This is a genomic window from Peribacillus sp. FSL K6-5616, assembly GCF_038008245.1.
Lineage (GTDB): Bacteria > Bacillota > Bacilli > Bacillales > DSM-1321 > Peribacillus > Peribacillus frigoritolerans.
In genome coordinates this window covers 196,419-212,559 of sequence record NZ_JBBOYT010000001.1, presented here as the reverse complement: position 1 = coordinate 212,559, position 16,141 = coordinate 196,419, and the positions used below count along the sequence as shown (strand labels likewise).

General features: G+C 40.1%; 17 protein-coding genes and 1 pseudogene. 2 read left to right on the top strand and 16 right to left on the bottom strand.

Going from position 1 to position 16,141, the window contains the following annotated elements; all coding sequences use genetic code 11:
- Positions 1-152 precede the first annotated feature (152 nt).
- Positions 153-713, bottom strand: a complete 561-nt coding sequence (locus MHB45_RS01015) for a thioredoxin family protein (RefSeq protein WP_072272389.1) — start codon at positions 711-713, stop codon at positions 153-155.
- 210 nt (positions 714-923) lie between these two features.
- Here MHB45_RS01015 and MHB45_RS01010 point away from each other — a divergent pair, with 210 nt between their 5' ends.
- Positions 924-1,775 carry a GRP family sugar transporter gene (locus tag MHB45_RS01010; protein ID WP_048679030.1) on the top strand — a complete coding sequence of 284 codons (852 nt, stop codon included), beginning with the start codon at positions 924-926 and terminating at the stop codon, positions 1,773-1,775.
- An 18-nt stretch (positions 1,776-1,793) separates the two neighbouring features.
- Positions 1,794-2,579, top strand: coding sequence for a glucose-1-dehydrogenase (locus MHB45_RS01005; RefSeq protein WP_260088794.1), 786 nt, complete (start codon positions 1,794-1,796; stop codon positions 2,577-2,579).
- Between the two features lie 140 nt (positions 2,580-2,719).
- Here MHB45_RS01005 and MHB45_RS01000 read toward each other — a convergent pair whose 3' ends face one another.
- From MHB45_RS01000 to MHB45_RS00930, 15 genes and pseudogenes are all read right to left on the bottom strand, one after another.
- Positions 2,720-4,069 carry an LLM class flavin-dependent oxidoreductase gene (locus MHB45_RS01000; protein WP_072272387.1) on the bottom strand — a complete coding sequence of 450 codons (1,350 nt, stop codon included), beginning with the start codon at positions 4,067-4,069 and terminating at the stop codon, positions 2,720-2,722.
- A 16-nt stretch (positions 4,070-4,085) separates the two neighbouring features.
- Positions 4,086-4,934, bottom strand: coding sequence for a MetQ/NlpA family ABC transporter substrate-binding protein (locus MHB45_RS00995; protein WP_176702886.1), 849 nt, complete (start codon positions 4,932-4,934; stop codon positions 4,086-4,088).
- A gap of 35 nt (positions 4,935-4,969) precedes the next feature.
- Positions 4,970-5,619, bottom strand: a pseudogene (locus MHB45_RS00990) (methionine ABC transporter permease).
- The gene (locus MHB45_RS00985) at positions 5,561-6,640 is read right to left on the bottom strand and encodes a methionine ABC transporter ATP-binding protein (protein ID WP_072272385.1); all 1,080 of its coding nucleotides are present in this window, start codon (positions 6,638-6,640) and stop codon (positions 5,561-5,563) included. The pseudogene MHB45_RS00990 and the gene MHB45_RS00985 overlap by 59 nt, the downstream one beginning before the upstream one ends.
- A gap of 43 nt (positions 6,641-6,683) precedes the next feature.
- The gene (locus tag MHB45_RS00980) at positions 6,684-7,517 is read right to left on the bottom strand and encodes a MetQ/NlpA family ABC transporter substrate-binding protein (protein WP_048679012.1); all 834 of its coding nucleotides are present in this window, start codon (positions 7,515-7,517) and stop codon (positions 6,684-6,686) included.
- Positions 7,518-7,604: 87 nt separating this feature from the next.
- Positions 7,605-8,609, bottom strand: coding sequence for an LLM class flavin-dependent oxidoreductase (locus tag MHB45_RS00975; protein ID WP_072272384.1), 1,005 nt, complete (start codon positions 8,607-8,609; stop codon positions 7,605-7,607).
- A 453-nt stretch (positions 8,610-9,062) separates the two neighbouring features.
- Positions 9,063-10,205, bottom strand: coding sequence for an amidohydrolase (locus tag MHB45_RS00970; protein WP_053087358.1), 1,143 nt, complete (start codon positions 10,203-10,205; stop codon positions 9,063-9,065).
- Positions 10,206-10,219: 14 nt separating this feature from the next.
- A complete protein-coding gene (locus MHB45_RS00965; RefSeq protein WP_048679003.1) occupies positions 10,220-10,729 on the bottom strand; it encodes a GNAT family N-acetyltransferase in 510 nt (169 codons plus the stop codon).
- Between the two features lie 24 nt (positions 10,730-10,753).
- Positions 10,754-11,524: an amino acid ABC transporter ATP-binding protein gene (locus MHB45_RS00960; RefSeq protein ID WP_048679000.1), complete on the bottom strand. Its 771-nt coding sequence runs from the start codon at positions 11,522-11,524 to the stop codon at positions 10,754-10,756.
- On the bottom strand, positions 11,521-12,231 hold the full coding sequence (locus tag MHB45_RS00955) for an amino acid ABC transporter permease (protein ID WP_048678997.1): 711 nt from the start codon (positions 12,229-12,231) through the stop codon (positions 11,521-11,523). Before MHB45_RS00955 ends, MHB45_RS00960 begins: the two co-directional genes overlap by 4 nt.
- Before the next feature lie 20 nt (positions 12,232-12,251).
- Positions 12,252-12,959, bottom strand: coding sequence for an amino acid ABC transporter permease (locus MHB45_RS00950; RefSeq protein ID WP_072272383.1), 708 nt, complete (start codon positions 12,957-12,959; stop codon positions 12,252-12,254).
- A 32-nt stretch (positions 12,960-12,991) separates the two neighbouring features.
- Positions 12,992-13,816 (bottom strand): transporter substrate-binding domain-containing protein, encoded by an 825-nt coding sequence (locus tag MHB45_RS00945; RefSeq protein ID WP_048678991.1) that lies wholly within the window; start codon positions 13,814-13,816, stop codon positions 12,992-12,994.
- Positions 13,817-13,836: 20 nt separating this feature from the next.
- Positions 13,837-14,370 carry a GNAT family N-acetyltransferase gene (locus MHB45_RS00940; protein ID WP_072272382.1) on the bottom strand — a complete coding sequence of 178 codons (534 nt, stop codon included), beginning with the start codon at positions 14,368-14,370 and terminating at the stop codon, positions 13,837-13,839.
- Positions 14,371-14,491: 121 nt separating this feature from the next.
- Complete coding sequence (locus MHB45_RS00935; RefSeq protein ID WP_048678988.1) at positions 14,492-14,752, bottom strand: glutaredoxin family protein; 261 nt, start codon at positions 14,750-14,752, stop codon at positions 14,492-14,494.
- A gap of 38 nt (positions 14,753-14,790) precedes the next feature.
- Entirely contained in the window at positions 14,791-16,125 is a 1,335-nt protein-coding gene (locus MHB45_RS00930) for an LLM class flavin-dependent oxidoreductase (RefSeq protein ID WP_048678985.1), read from the bottom strand.
- Positions 16,126-16,141: the final 16 nt, after the last annotated feature.

The following is a 16,141-nucleotide window of genomic DNA, read 5'->3' as shown; positions in this document are numbered from 1 at the left end:
AAAAACGAATATTATAGAAAAAACCGTTAGGAAACATATCTATATATTCACCAACCAGTCAGGTTGCAGTCCATGTTTTGAAACAGCCCTATAAATTCCATAATGGGCTTACCACCCGTTATGGGACATGACTAAAAGTGATGCACCCGCAATCAGCAGCTCCCCAATGTTTCCTTTATACTTCCGTATACTTCGTCCCACAGGTGTTTTTCTTCAGCAAAAGCCGCAGTTATCTTTTTAATAACTGCTTTTTGCTCTGCCTCGAAACGTTCATCATCCTTGGCAGGCAGGTCAGACCTTAACTCCATTACGAACTCTTGTACCTTTGGTGCACGAGGTCCCCAAACAGCCTTTTCTTCACCATCCTTATCAATGAATATAAAAATGGGAATCGAACGCGCTGTTCCATTCGTTAAATATTGATCCATCAGTTCAAGATTTTGATCTCGTAAAATCATGCGAGTTTCGATATTTGCCGCTTCAGATATATTCAGCAGTATAGGAATATTCATCATCGCGTCTCCGCACCAGTCTTCAGTAATGACAATAACTCGAAGTGCCTTCTTCTTTAATGCATCAAAAAACTCTTGGTCCTCTGCAGAAATGGAAAAACCTTGCTGGATCGATTGTAAGTTTTCTTTATGAACTTTCATCGAAGATACAAATTCTTGAGCAGGAATCCCCTTTTCAAACCATTCATTCAGTGTCTTCATCGTATTTCTCCTAACTATTTTTTAAATTAAAAGTACCATAAACCACTTATTATTTCATTGTTTCCACTCCGAAGAATAAAATGACAAATTGGTAAATTAAAACCATGTTTTCTTTCCCGTGTAAAGGGAAAACTATACATACACTCAATAGCTTACTAACTATTTTATATTGATAGAAACATTGTTTTCTAGTTTAGGAGATGAAATTTTGTGGAAGGCTTTCTCTTTGCGCTACTCCCTGCATTGACATGGGGCAGCTTAGTGCTTGTTTCCGAAAAACTCGGAGGCAACTCTTATAATCAAACACTTGGCATTACAATCGGTTCATTACTGTTCGCCATCATGATGACTTTCATCAATCCGCCGGAATGGAGCAGTCTAGTATGGATTGTCGGCATCATTTCCGGGATAGGCTGGGCATTCGGGCAGTTATTTCAATTCAATAGCGTCAAGGAAATCGGGGTATCGAAAACCGTTCCAATCTCAACAGGACTGCAAATTCTAGGAAATACACTTTTTGCGGTTATCATTTTCAGGGAATGGAATGACAAGATGACAATCATCATCGGCATTGTTGCAATCATCTGTTTGATTACAGGTGTCTTGCTGACAAGCTATGGCGATGGTGATAACAAAAAAGAAGGAAGCATGAAAAAAGGGGTTTTTTACCTTGCCATTTCTACGGTGGGTTATGTTACATATGTCATCGTCGTCAGATGGAATGAGGTTGACGGATGGTCGGCGATCCTGCCGCAAGCAATTGGCATGTTCCTGGCTGCCTTGCTCCTTTCCATTAAACATAAACCATTTAATAAGTATGCCGGACGAAATATCCTTACCGGAATGATGTGGGCTGTCGGTAATATCGGTCTCCTGCTCGCTAATCCTAAAGTGGGCGTGGCCATCGCATTCTCATTTTCCCAAATGGGAATCGTCATTTCCACTTTAGGCGGCATCTTTCTTTTAGGAGAGAAAAAATCCCAAAAGCAAATGGCCTTTGTCATCATCGGGTGTGTACTCGTAATTGCTGGCGGAATCATGATTGGCTTTACAAAAGAATAGTCAAAGGAGAGCTGAATGATGTATAAAGATTTAGAGAAAAAAGTGGTCGTGATCACTGGCGCGGCAAAAGGATTAGGAAAAGCCATGGCCGAAAGGTTCGGTAAAGAAAAAGCACATGTCGTATTAAATTATCACACTGAAAATGGTGACCATAAGGAAATCATCAAAACGATTGAAGCAGCAGGCGGGAAAGCCGCAGCCATTCAAGGTGACGTTTCAAAGGAAGCGGATGTGAAGAAATTGCTTTCTTTCGCTGTGGACACCTTTGGTACAATCGACATCATGATCAACAATGCTGGTATTGAAAATGAAGTGCCCAGCGAAAAATTGACTCTTGAAGATTGGCAGAAAGTCATCGATGTAAATTTAACGGGGATGTTCCTGGCAAGCAGGGAAGCAATCAGTTATATGCTCGATCATGGCATTAAGGGCAATATCATTAACATGTCTTCCGTTCATGACCGGATACCTTGGCCTCATTTTGTCCACTATGCAGCTAGTAAGGGCGGAGTCAAGATGATGACAGAAACCCTTGCACTTGAATATGCTCCTAAAGGGATCCGCATTAATAATATTTCACCTGGTGCAATCGACACACCCATCAATGCCGAAAAATTCAATGACCCGAAAGCTAAACAAGAAGTCATCAACCTGATACCGATGGGATACATCGGAAAACCGGAACAAATTGCCGCTTGTGCCGCTTGGCTCGCTTCCGCTGAATCGAGCTATGTAACGGGAATGACCTTATATGCTGATGGCGGAATGACCAAATATCCAGGTTTCCAAGCAGGAAAAGGCTGAACTTAACTTGTTAGTTTTAGTAGCGGTTGATATTTAGGAGAAAAGAATTTGAGGGACTAGGATTTTTCCTATGTCCCTCATTCCTTTTTACTCCCATTATATATGACTTTAATGATTCTAATGAAAATGCGAGATATCCCTTATTCCAAATAATTTGATATTTCTTCATTAGCAAAGCGATTTTTTGGATTCTTTAATCCAAGGTGATCACGGAGAGTGTCTCCTTCATAGTCCAAACGGAACAAACCCCTCTCCTGTAAAATGGGAACAACCTTCTCGACGAAATCTAAGTCGCCTGGTAACAATGGAAATTGAAGCATAAAGCCATCAGCAGCTTTTTCAGTAAACCATACCTCCATTTCATCAGCTACTTGAGTTGGTGTACCGACAAATCTATCTCGTCTGGCAGGACTGAAAAATCTCGCATATAATTCACCCACTTTTATGTCTTCTTCACCAATAATTTTCTTCATTTCATTAAAGTTACTTTGTATGCTATTTACTAATGGAAATTCGACATCCTTCGCTGGTGTATCTAAAGAATATTTTGAAAAATCCACGTTGCCCATATAACCAGAAACGAATTTCAAACTCTCATAAGGGTCGACGAGACTTTGGAGTTTATTGTATTTTTGAATGGCTATTTCCTCGGTTTCTCCGATAATAGGGGAAATGCCGTGAAGGATGTGAAGCTCTTCCACGCTTCTTCCAAAGGCCATTAAAGACGATTTTAATTCTTGATAATATCGTTTGGATTCTTCAATGTTATCCCAATGTGTGAAAACGACTTCGGCTGTTCGAGCGGCTAATCGCTGCCCTGGTATAGACGCACCCGCTTGAATGATAACCGGCTGCCCCTGCGCCGAACGTGCAATATTCAACGGACCTTTTACCGAAAAATAGTTGCCTTTATACCGAAGCTCATGCACTTTATCAGGATCAAAAAATTGTCCCGTTTCTTTGTTATGCACAAACGCATCATCTTCCCACGAATCCCATAATCCTTGGACAACGTCGATGAACTCCTCCGCTCGTTCATAACGATGATCGTGTGCCAAATGTTTATCACGACTGAAATTCAAGGCCGTCTCTCCGGTCGCATCAGCTGTAGTAACAACATTCCATCCCACCCGTCCGCCGCTTATATGGTCAACAGAAGCAAATTGGCGAGCGAGTACATATGGTTCACTATACGTTGTAGAAGCTGTCGCCCCAATGCCGATTTTTTCTGTCGCTGAAGCTAATGCTGTAATTAGTACAATCGGATCAAATCGATTAAGTATTTGAGGATGCGATTCATGATTAATGGCCAAACTATCTGCCACAAAGGCAAGGTCAAATTTCCCTTTTTCTGCAATTTTCGAGAGTCTTTGCAAAGCTTTCACATCAATACTTGCATTCGGATTTGATGTCGGATGCCGCCACGACGCAACATGCATACCTGTTCCAATCAGATAAGCAGCTAACTTCATCTGTCTGTCTTGAGCCATTCTAATCTCTCCTTCCTTATTTATTAGAATAAATCTCCTTATAACTGCTCAATTCTTTCAAGGTAATGAATGTTGGAATATAGTTTCCATTGTAAGTTTCTTCAATAAATTTAGCGGTTTTCTCTGATTGATAGAGATCAACTAATTTTCGGTAAATTTCATTGTCTTGATCTTCACTCCTAGCCGCTATGATATTAATATAAGGCTTTGCAGTACTGCTTTCATAAATAAGAGCATCTATTAAATTTAGTCCCGCTTCTACCGCAACCCCATTATTAATCACTGAACCAGCTGTATCTTCCATCACACGCGGGGCACTGGCACCATCGACAGGAACAATTTTGATTTTCTTCGGATTTTCCTTTATTTTGTCCTGTCCGCCATTCCCGTCAAAGTCATCCACAACCTTTAAGAGTTTTGCTTCTTGTAATAGCAATAAAGCTCTTCCCCAGTTAGCTTGGTCATTGGGCACAGCAATTTGTGCACCATTTGGGATCTCTTCCACCGATTTATATTTGCTTGAATACAAACCGAGAGGAGCAATAATCGTAGTCCCAATTGGAACGATGTCTGTATTATTGTTCGCATTAAATGAATCTAAATAGGCAACATGTTGAAAGGCGTTGATATCAATATCCCCTTCTGCCAGCGCTTCGTTCGGATCATATGCCGAAGAGAAATTAACAAGTTCAATTTCCACCCCTTCTTTTTCAGCCTGTTCCTTTAAAAATTCCCATGTTCGAAGTTCAGAATTTCTAATACCTACCTTCACTTTCTGTTTCCCTCCTGCATTCGTTGAATCACTTGAGCAACCTGCCAATAACACCCCCAAGATAAGCAGTATAGGTAAAATATATTTTTTCATCATTCATTCCACTCTCCCTTTGTACACTACCGCCACTACACTCTTCTAATTTTCCGTTCGAATAAATTTCCTAAACTTTGTACTCCCTGAACAACAATTACTAGAATTACAACGGTGACGAATATCGTAATAGTGCTAAAGCGTTGATAGCCATATGTTATCGCTACATCTCCAAGTCCACCGCCACCTATAGCTCCTGCCATGGCTGTAGCGCCCACTAAACCAATTGTTGCAGTTGTTATACTTAGAATTAATGACGCAAAAGCCTCAGGCATTAAAAACCTGAAAATAATTTGTAACGGCGTTGCTCCCATGGCTTTCGCAGCTTCAATAATGCCTTCATCCACTTCCAATAGCGAATTCTCCACAAGTCTTGAGATATATGGGCCAATATGAAGCACGAGTGGCACAATTGCTGCTGTTGTACCAATCGACGTACCAACCATTAGTCTTGTAAATGGAATAATCGCCACAAGTAAGATAATAAACGGAATTGATCGGAAAATTTTTCAATCGGATTCACGATAGAAAAAATAAATCTATTTTCATAAATATGACCTTTTCTAGTTACAACCAATAAAATGCCTAAGAATATTCCAATGATGCTTCCAAAAAAAAGTGAAATACTAACCATGTACAGAGTTTCCCACAAGGCGTTTAAAATGAGCTCTTTGCTTACTTCCATCCTTCGTAACCTCCTTCACTTTGACATTTTGATTCTTTATAAACTGTAATGCCCGATCAATTTCATCTTCATTTCCTATTATTTCAACAATTAAATTACCAAATGGGATGCCTTGTAACTCAGTAATATTGCCGAACAAAACGTTTATTTCCACACTAAACCTCTTCGCTGTTTTTGAAACGATAGGCTGCCCAGAGCTCAATCCCAAAAAATCAATTTTAAAAATTCGACTGAAATAGGCATCCTCATTGAGCAATCCATATACACTTGATGGCACTTCATCACGAACAACCGATCGAATGAAGTTACGTGTTGTTTCTGTTCGTGGACGGGCAAAAATATCGATTACATTTCCTGATTCAATCACGCTCCCATCCTCCATCACTGCAACCCGATTACAAATTTCTTTAATCACTTCCATTTCGTGCGTGATAATTAGAATGGTAATTTTATATTCTTCATTAATCCGTTTCAACAGATTCAGGATTGATTTTGTTGTTTGTGGATCCAATGCCGATGTTGCTTCATCGCATAATAAAATCGAAGGGTTTGTAGCCAAAGCACGGGCAATCCCGACACGCTGCTTTTGTCCACCTGAAAGTTGATTTGGATAGTTCATTGCTTTGTTTTCTAGACCAACAAAGCGGAGAATCTCATTAACTCGTTCTTTAATCTCTTTTTTCTTTTTTTTACTTAACAATAATGGCATCGCCACATTATCAAAGACTGTTTTGGAATTAAGTAAATTAAAATGCTGAAATATCATGCCAATATTTTTCTTAGCTTCACGCAAATCTTTTTCAGACATCTTGGCAAGGTCTTTTCCTTCTACAATCACTTCGCCTGAAGTAGGATATTCAAGTAGATTCACAGTTCGGATGAGTGTACTTTTTCCGGCTCCACTAAAACCGATAACCCCGAATATATCCCCTTTTTCAACGGTTATATTAATCTCCTTTAACGCTTCAATTTTCTTCTCCCCGCCATCAAAAACTTTTGAAACCCGACGAAATTCTATCAAAGTGGCCACCTCCTCTTATTAACTAGCTTGGTATAGACACCCCTTAAAACGCGGGCACGACGGCTCCTTCATATTGATCAAAAATAAATTCTTTGACCTTTTCCGTCGTTAATGCATTCGCAAGCTTTTGGATCGCTTTATCGTCCTTATTGTCTGGACGAGCAACTAAAATGTTTACATAAGGTGAGTCCTTCCCTTCAATTATCAATGCATCATCGAGAGGTTTTAACCGTCCTTCCAGAGCATAGTTTGTGTTAATGGCCGATGCTTCCACATCATCTAGCGAGTGAACTAAAAGAGGGGAATCGACTGGAATGAATTCTATTTTTTTATCATTTTTTGTAATGTCCTCAATCGTATAATCCCCTGACTTGGAAGCATCCAACTCAATGATATTATTTGCCGCAAAAAGCTGTAACGACCGCGAAAAGTTTACTGGATCTTTCGGTACGGCTACTTTCGCTCCGTCTGACAATTCACCTATAGACTTAATTTTTTTGGAATAGACACCAAATGGTTCAATATGTACACCCTTCACATTAACCAAATTCAAACCACTATCTTTATTTACTTGCTCTAAGTAAGGGGTATGTTGGAAGAAGTTTGCATCCAATTCTTTGTCTGCTGTTTGTTGATTCGTTTGAATACCATCCGTAGAAATCACTACATCCAGTTTCACGCCTTGTTTTTCTAAATCCGGTGCGATAAACTCTAAAATTTCTGCATGTGGTATTGAGGCTGCACCAATTTTCAAAGTCACTTCCTCATCCTTGTCTCCTTTACTCCCCGATGATGTTTGCTCATTATTTCCACAAGCTCCTAATACCAGCAATACTACTGTTAAAACCGTAACGGACAGCCATTTAATTTTCTTCAATGTTTCTCGCTCCTTTTTTATCCTTTTATATTGGAATAACAAACATTAATCAGCTGCTTCATGCCCTCTGGATCTTTTCTTTTCCTTCTATATGTTAGTCTCTTCCCCTAAGAGAAGCGGACTCAACAACTGAAAGGATTGGACCCGTTCTGCTTCTCTTCGAAGCGGTGTATGCAAAATAAATTCATCCACTTGAAAAACTTTCTGAAGTTCCTTTAAAATCCCGTTAACATATCCTGGAGTTCCAGCAATAACACTTGCGGTCTGCTCTTCTATTTCGTAAGCTTCACCAGCCTGCTTCTCAAATGACTCAGCCTGCTCACGTGATTGAACTGTCAGCGTCCGGCCACTTTGTAGATGAACTTTAAATAGTTTGTGTTCGCTTGCCAGCTCCTCTGCTTTTTGTTGGGTAGGAGCTGCCACAACCGCTACTGATACGATAAAGCGCCCTTCTGGGTACTTGCTTCGGTAAGCAGAAGACGCTTCATACAGCTTGGTATCATCACTATTAATAAATCTGGCGAATACAAAATCCATTCCGAGGTTAGCGGCTAGTTGAGCGCTGTCTGAACTTGCACCAAGCAGAAAGGTTTCTGGCTTTTCAGGCGGTATCGGTGTTGCTTGAATACCAGAGAGCAAGTGAACATCATCGATTGAATTTTCAATTATTTTTTGTAATAAGGATGCACGTTCCCCAAAATCTTTTCCATCATTCAGAGTTCCAAATTGTAACGCCTTTGTTGATAAAGGAAATCCACCTGGTGCTTTACCAATGCCAAGATCTACCCTGCCCGGGGCAAGAGTGGATAAAACATGAAAATTTTCAGCGACTTTATAAGGGCTGTAGTGTTGAAGCATGACACCTCCCGAACCTACACGAATGGATGTGGTTTTCGATAATAAATAAGAAATTAATACTTCCGGTGAAGATCCAGCAACTTGTTCCATATGATGATGTTCCGATACCCAAAAACGGGTATATCCCCATTCTTCAGCTTTTTGAGCTAGGTTTACGGTTTGCTTAAGTGCATCAACTGCCGAACTCCCAGGAAAAATGGGGCTTTGATCTAATATTCCAAGCTTAAAACTCATATGACTTTCTCTCCAATCATTAATACCGAGTTAACAAATCGAATTAGTTGTTTTAATGTAATTGAAATTCATCCTAACATTGTGAACAAGCACTTGACAACACCTTATTTGATAGAAAAATTTATTTAATTCATAAAAAAATTCTATCAATTACTTATGAATTTGGAATGCCTTTGCCTAATAATTAACCACGCTCTCGCCTATCATGGTTTGAGATTTATTCTTCTTACCGCTATCAGAATAGGATTAATCAATGAGAGGAAGAGAAATGGAGAGAGGAGTCTATGAAAAGCTGGAATAAAAAAATGAAGAGTGGCTATGTGTGGAAGCTAAAATGGGGGGGAATGTTCGCATCATGAATATGCTTGAAATCAAATTTGACCGAAACCTTAGGAATTACAACAACAAAGGTGCTAGGCACGAAAATGTGTCTGGCACCTTTGTCATGTATGTTCACCACTTATCATGGTTATATAATAAATCCTTGGCACTTTCATATAAAAAATGAGCGGCCTTAATAATGGCTTTTTCATCAACAGTAAAAGCTGGATGATGCCAGTCTTCGTTTCCGTTTGTACCAAAAAAGGCAAAGGTACCGGGGATATGTTGAAGGTAATAAGCGAAATCTTCACCACCCATTGAAGGTTCTGGATTGATTACATGCAATGATTGCTGCCGAGCAGACCTGCGTGCCATCTCTGTGACTGCCGGATGATTAAGAAGCGCGGGCGGTCCAGGAAACCAACCAATCTCAGCTTCCTGTGAAAAAGCAGCAGCAATATGATTCACAATCGAATAAAACTTTTCTTTTACTTCTTCGCGGATCCCAGAACTAAAGGTTCGGATCGTTCCTTCCAATATGACGTCACCCGGAATTACATTCCACGTGTTTCCACCTGTTACTCTCGTAACACTCACCACGGCACTTTCTAATGGGGATACATTCCGGCTGACGATAGTTTGAAGAGCGGTAATAAGCTGAGCCGCTGCCGCTATTGGATCTTTTCCGTGTTGAGGGATGGCCGCGTGGCTCCCCTTCCCTTGAAGAACAACATGAAAACGGTCTACTGCCGCCATTAACGGACCATCTTTTATCCCAATGGTGCCGACAGGCAAATTGGGTTTATTGTGCAGCCCAATCACAGCCGCTACATCGTCAATTTGACCATCTTTTATCACATGTACCGCTCCGCCACCTAATTCTTCTGCGGGTTGAAAAAGCAATCGCACTGTCCCGCACAACTCTGATTGATATTCTTTCAAAAGGTAGGCAGCACCTATAACAGCTGCCGTATGAAAATCATGGCCGCAAGCATGCATCACCCCTTTTACTTTCGAAGCAAATGGCAGCCCGGTTCGTTCCTCAATCGGAAGTCCATCGATATCCGCCCTTATGGCTACTGTCGGTCCGGGTCTGCCACCCTTTATATCTGCAAAAACACCTGTTTTCAATCCTGTATGACGGATTTCAATGCCCTCTTCCTCGAGCCAATTTTGAATTGATTTTGTCGTTTCAAATTCTTCATTTGATAACTCAGGATATTGATGTAAATGGCGCCGTATCGATATTAAGCGCTTTTCCAGCTCTCGACTCATACAGTCGCCTCCTTCTATAAATCTAAGCGATAGCATTTTACTAAAATATCATGATTTTGAAATTCCTTCGTTCGATCCCGTTTAAAGCCAAACCATTCATATAGTTTAATGGCCTTATGCATCTTATCAGTAGAATGTAGATACAAACTGGACGCACCTTGCGATTTTGCATAATTTACACTAGCCTTTAATAATTCCTGAGCGATACCGCGTCCCCTTGATTCGGGATGAACCGCCAACAACCGAATGATTGGTGAAAAAATCCCAAGTTCCGGCTTTTCATATGCTTTTTCAGATGACTGAAAAAGCTGTAATGTGCCAAGGATATCCTGATTGCACTTTGCAACCAACACCTTATCAACATGTGGATTATCCAACGAGGATTCAATATTTTTTAAATATCCTTCCCAAGCTTCCGGGTTCGAATATTCATGTTCATATTGTTGATAACTTTCTACCAATAAGCGGCGCACCGTCTCTTTATCTGCTTCAATCAATTCATCGACTACGATTGTATTAATCATACGTCCTCCCTTGGCCCCCTTCCTTTAATTCGCCCTTTCTTCTAAAAACGATACGGAAAAATCTCTTGATATCCGATTTAAAAATTGTCGTGTTCGCTCTTCCTTTGGAGCATTGAAAATCTCCAATGGTGACCCTTCTTCTACAATCACCCCGCCATCCATGAAAAGAACACGATCCGAAATCTCTTTAGCAAAACTCATTTCATGGGTTACAATCACCATCGTGATGCCTTCCTGTGCAATTGCTTTAATGACAGAAAGCACCTCCCCAACCAACTCAGGATCGAGTGCCGACGTTGGCTCGTCAAATAGAATGACCTCCGGATTTAAAGCAAGTGCCCTGGCAATTCCAACACGTTGCTGTTGACCTCCTGACAATTGCGAAGGGAAATGGTCATGCTTATCTCCCAAACCTACTTTTTCCAATAACAGCTCACTTTCCCGTTTCGCCTCAGCTTTCTTAAATTTTTTTGTAACAATTAACCCTTCCATTACATTTTCCAAAACAGTTTTATGAGCAAATAAGTTATAATGCTGAAAAACCATTGCCGATTGTCTCCTAAGGGATAAGATTTCCCTTTTGGTCGCCTTCTTGGACTTCACCTGTATATTTCCCACTTGAACGATACCCTCTTCTGGTTTCTCCAGAAAATTCAAGCACCTAAGTAGGGTCGTTTTCCCAGATCCACTTGGTCCTAGAATGGTAACTACTTCTCCCTTGCCTATTTTCAAATTAATCCCTTTTAAAACAGGCTGCTGGTTAAATGATTTTTTTATATCTTTTAAATAAATCATTGTATTCCTCCTCGATTATAGGCAGTGGCCTTTTTCTCAATTAAAAACGAAAGCCCCTCTGCAATGATTGTGAGACCCCAATAAATTAAACCAGCAGCGATAAAAGACTCCAAAAATTTCAAATTGGTGGATGCAACAATATTGGCTGCTCCTGTCATTTCTTTTTGGGATACAATGAAAGCAATGGATGACGTATGCAGAAATCCAATGAAAATATTCGTGAAATTCGGGATGGACTGAGCAATGGCCTGTGGCAAAACAATTCGCGTCATGGCTTGAAACGAATTCATCCCCACGGAATAGGCTGCCTCCATTTGGCCATTGGGGACACTGATAATTCCCGATCTGAATATTTCTGATAAATAAGCACCCGCACTCAACGATAAAGCGGTTAAGACAAATAAAATGATCGGAATGGAATTAGATTGTATACCCAAATCAAATTTCTTAGAGATTTGATCGATTAATAATGGAAAACCGAAATAAATGAGCATTATGTGCATGATAATCGGTGTTCCTCTAAAGAAGGAGACATAGCCATTTGCAATTCTACTTAGAAATTTCACTTTATAAATCCTAATCAAGGCAACAGCGAGACCGATAATAAAACCTGCAAGAAGAGGAAGAATCGTTAAGATAAGTGTGATCGGAAGTGCTCTAATAATCTCCTTAAAAGCAGTCCAAATGAATAATATATCAATCGTCAAGTCCTTCCCTCCTCCCTTTGTTATCCAGTAACAGACACATCAACAGATTGATGCCGATTAATGCGATTTTCATAAAGTCTGAATATCTTCTCGAACAATAGCACGACTGCATAATAGATGACAGCTAATGAGAGATAGACTTCGAGAGCGTGTGCAGTTGCAGCAATTAATGTCTCTCCCCTGCCCATCATATCCATTACGCCGATGGTAAAGGCAAGTGAGGTATCCTTCAAGGATCCAATAATTGAGTTTGCGATATTCGGGAAAGCAATCCGTATGGCCTGAGGAAGCACAATTCGAAAAAAACTTTGACTATTATTCATACCAACAGAATAGGCTGCTTCCGTTTGCCCATAATCTACAGCCTTAATCGCTCCTCGGAATATTTCTGCGAAATGCGCCCCATTACTTAATGCATAAGTAATAATGACGAAATACAGAGCATCCATTCTTGAAATATCAATATTAATGAATAAAAGAATTGCAGGCAGTCCATAAAAAACTAGAAATAATTGTATTAAAATAGGCGTTCCTCGAATGAATGAAATATACAAAATGACTAGTTGATTCAATACTGGGATACGAAATAATCTCAGGATGGCTGCCGCTATCCCGATTACCATTCCTAATAAAACGGATGCTGCCAGAATTTGCAATGTTACTCCAAGGTAATATATTAACGTCGGAATGAAATCGACGATTAATGAAGGATCAAATGCTTTCCCCATGCTTTAGCACCTCCGCGCTTGCTACTATCTAATTAAAATCCTACTGAATAGTCTGCGCCAAGCCACTTTTTACTTAGTTCGCTAACTACCCCATCTTCTTTAAGCTCCACAAGTGCTTCATCAATTCTCTTCTGTAATGGCGTTTCGTCTTTTCTTAGCAAAAAGTATACTTTTGAATTAAGAAGTGGCTCACCCACAACCTTTTGCTGTGCATCTGCTTGTTTATTTAAGAAGTCGACGGCAAATGGTGTAGTAATGGTAGCATCCGCCCGACCAGTTTTGATTTGATTCTTCGTATCATCTACGCCTTGACCAGAATAGACAATTTCAATACCGGCATTATTTTCTTTATTATACTTTTCAAGAAAAACAGCAGAATTGCTCGTTGCACTCACTATCGCTTTTTTTCCTTTTAGATCTTTAATGGAGTGAATATCATTGTTGTCCTGATGAACTGTAACTTGAAGGGGAAAGACATTATATGGTTCTTTATTAAATAGAAATTTTTCTTTTCGTTCATCATTCACCTCCATTTGGTGCGCAACAAAATCTATTTTGTTCGTTTCTAAACTTAATAATAGATTAGAAAATTCCATCGTTTTAAATTCAAATTCATATTCAGGCAGCTTTTCATCGATTTGACGAACCAACTCGACATCATACCCTGTCAGCTTACCATTACTATCCAAAAAGCAAATATTAGGGAATTGCGTCCCAGTTCCGACAATGATTTTCCGTACTTTTTTATCCTTTGAATCTCCAGAACTGGATTTTGCTGTACTCGTTGTTTCATTCGAAGAGCAAGCTCCCAAAAAGGTAAGTAGCAGTGCCATAACAAGTAATAATGTTTTTTTCATCTCAATTCCCCCGAACATTTTTAATTACTAACAATTGGTTCTTTATTTTCAATAATGCGATACAGCGTTTCATCTAGAATTTTACGAAGATACACAATTTTTTTCCCATCGTGATCTCGTTCAGCAAAAATCTCATAGCCCCTTCTTTCATAAATGGAACCAAGCCAAGGATGACGTTCAGCTGTCGCCAAATAGACGGCCGGCGCTTTCACCTGTTTCCGAAGTATGTTTTCTTCCACCCAGGTTAACAAAGTCGAGCCAAAACCTTTTTGTTTGTATAGGGGGTCGACTGCAAACCACCAAATGAATGGGTACGGACTGAACTGATCAGGATCATTCCATGGATGACGAACTGTCACAGTGGAAACAATTTGGCCCTCTTGTTCTAAAACATAAGTGAGATTCCGCCGAATATTATTCGTCACTAGCTGCAAATCAGCAGTCGCAGCGAGAAAGTTAATATTCAATTCCCTGATTGGTTCATAAGCCCGAAGTGTAACGTTTAGCACTTCGGGAGCATCCTTTACAGTGGCAAGACGGATTAGCTGTGTCATGATTAACTCCCCTTTTCTATAACATATTAATTACACAAGAATAGTCGGATTTATTTATGCAATCTTTCCTTAATTCAATCAGTCATTCTTTTAGACTCAGTTTTAATCGCGTGATTTTTTGTTATTGTACACGTTTAAGTACTTTTTCAAGATTAGGAATTCCAATTTCCGTAACGCTCTCATATACGCTACCTCGCCCAATTTCAATAATTGGCACATACCGAACACCATATTTGATTTCTAAAATATCTCGTCGATCATCATGATTGGTAACATCCACCGTTTGATAAGCGATCTCCTTTTCTTTTAAGTATTGTTTAACCTCTTCGCAATAGTGACATCCTTGTTTTGACCAAACGACGACAGATAACGCTTCTCCCAATTCTTATTCCTCCTTCAATTTTTAAATTGATTCTTCAATCATTGATTAATGCTTTCTTTCGCATAACGATTTTCCGGGAATGGAAGCCCCAAGTTGCCTCTTAATGTTTCTGCTTCATATTCAGTACGATATATTCCCCTTTTTTGAAGGATAGGGATCACATAGTCTACAAAGTCACTTAAAGCATTTGGAACACTTGAAGAAAAGATAAATCCGTCCGCACCCTTCTCGTCAAACCATTGCTGAATCAGATGCGCCACTTTCTCGGGAGTTCCAATAAAAGAAGTCCGGGGTGTTGTCTCCTTAAGTGCTACTTGACGGAGCGTTAACTGTTTCTCCTTCGCTTCCTGTTTGATTCGGTCAGTCGTACTTCGGAAACTGTTTTTTCCGATGTCTCCGAGATCTGGGAAAGGTGCATCCAGTTCATATTGGGAAAAATCATGATGATCGAAGTATCGTCCCAAATAGTCAAGCGCCTTATCTATAGAAACCAGGTTAGCGAGTTCTTGATATTTGTGCTCCGCTTCTTCCTCAGTTGCACCAATGATTGGCGCGATACCTGGCAGAATAACAATTTCATCAGGATTTCTCCCGAATGCAATAGCCCTGTTTTTTACATCTTGATAAAATATCTTGGCATCTTCCAATGTTGGTTGACCTGTAAAGATTGCATCCGCTTCTTTAGCCGCAAAATTTTTGCCAGCTTCTGATGAACCAGCTTGAAAAACGACAGGTCTCCCCTGTTTTGATCTGGCAATGTTGAGTGGTCCTTGCACGGAGAAAAATTCTCCTTTATGCTTTAATTGATGCATTTTAGAAGGATCAAAAAACTCACCGGTCTCTTTATCCCGAGTAAACGCGTCATCCTCCCATGAATCCCAAAGTCCCTTGGTGACTTGTATATATTCTGATGCTATCCGATAGCGTTTGGCATGATCAGGGTGTTCTTCAATCGTTTTGTTATAGTTCAAGGCCGTACTCTCAAGAGGGGTAGTAACAAGGTTCCATCCGCCACGACCTTGACTAATGTGATCAAGTGAAGCAAATTGCCGAGCTACAGTAAATGGCTCACTGTATGAGGTGGAAACTGTACCGACAAGCCCTATTCTTGATGTGAAAGCAGCGAGTGCGGATAAAATGGTAAGTGGTTCAAATCGATTTAAGAAATGCGGTATTGACTTCTCATTGATAAACAATCCGTCAGCAATGAAAAGTAAATCGAACTTTCCCTCTTCAGCCTTCTGGGCCTGCTCCTTATAAAATTCAAGACTAACACTGGCATCTGCTTGAATGTCTGGATGTCTCCAACCGGATATACTCCCTCCAACTCCATGAATAAGCGCTCCAAATTTCAACTTTCTCTGTTCAGACATCGATACTCCTCCTTTA

Bases quoted from the DNA above. Each gene is read 5' to 3' on its own strand.
- MHB45_RS00975 (WP_072272384.1), bottom strand. From the start codon at position 8,609: ATGAGTTTTAAGCTTGGAATATTAGATCAAAGCCCCATTTTTCCTGGG.
- MHB45_RS00970 (WP_053087358.1), bottom strand. From the start codon at position 10,205: ATGAGTCGAGAGCTGGAAAAGCGCTTAATATCGATACGGCGCCATTTA.
- MHB45_RS00965 (WP_048679003.1), bottom strand. From the start codon at position 10,729: ATGATTAATACAATCGTAGTCGATGAATTGATTGAAGCAGATAAAGAG.
- MHB45_RS01005 (WP_260088794.1), top strand. From the start codon at position 1,794: ATGTATAAAGATTTAGAGAAAAAAGTGGTCGTGATCACTGGCGCGGCA.
- MHB45_RS00950 (WP_072272383.1), bottom strand. From the start codon at position 12,959: ATGGGGAAAGCATTTGATCCTTCATTAATCGTCGATTTCATTCCGACG.
- MHB45_RS00960 (WP_048679000.1), bottom strand. From the start codon at position 11,524: ATGATTTATTTAAAAGATATAAAAAAATCATTTAACCAGCAGCCTGTT.
- MHB45_RS00940 (WP_072272382.1), bottom strand. From the start codon at position 14,370: ATGACACAGCTAATCCGTCTTGCCACTGTAAAGGATGCTCCCGAAGTG.
- MHB45_RS01015 (WP_072272389.1), bottom strand. From the start codon at position 713: ATGAAGACACTGAATGAATGGTTTGAAAAGGGGATTCCTGCTCAAGAA.
- MHB45_RS00995 (WP_176702886.1), bottom strand. From the start codon at position 4,934: ATGAAAAAATATATTTTACCTATACTGCTTATCTTGGGGGTGTTATTG.
- MHB45_RS00945 (WP_048678991.1), bottom strand. From the start codon at position 13,816: ATGAAAAAAACATTATTACTTGTTATGGCACTGCTACTTACCTTTTTG.
- MHB45_RS01000 (WP_072272387.1), bottom strand. From the start codon at position 4,069: ATGGCTCAAGACAGACAGATGAAGTTAGCTGCTTATCTGATTGGAACA.
- MHB45_RS00930 (WP_048678985.1), bottom strand. From the start codon at position 16,125: ATGTCTGAACAGAGAAAGTTGAAATTTGGAGCGCTTATTCATGGAGTT.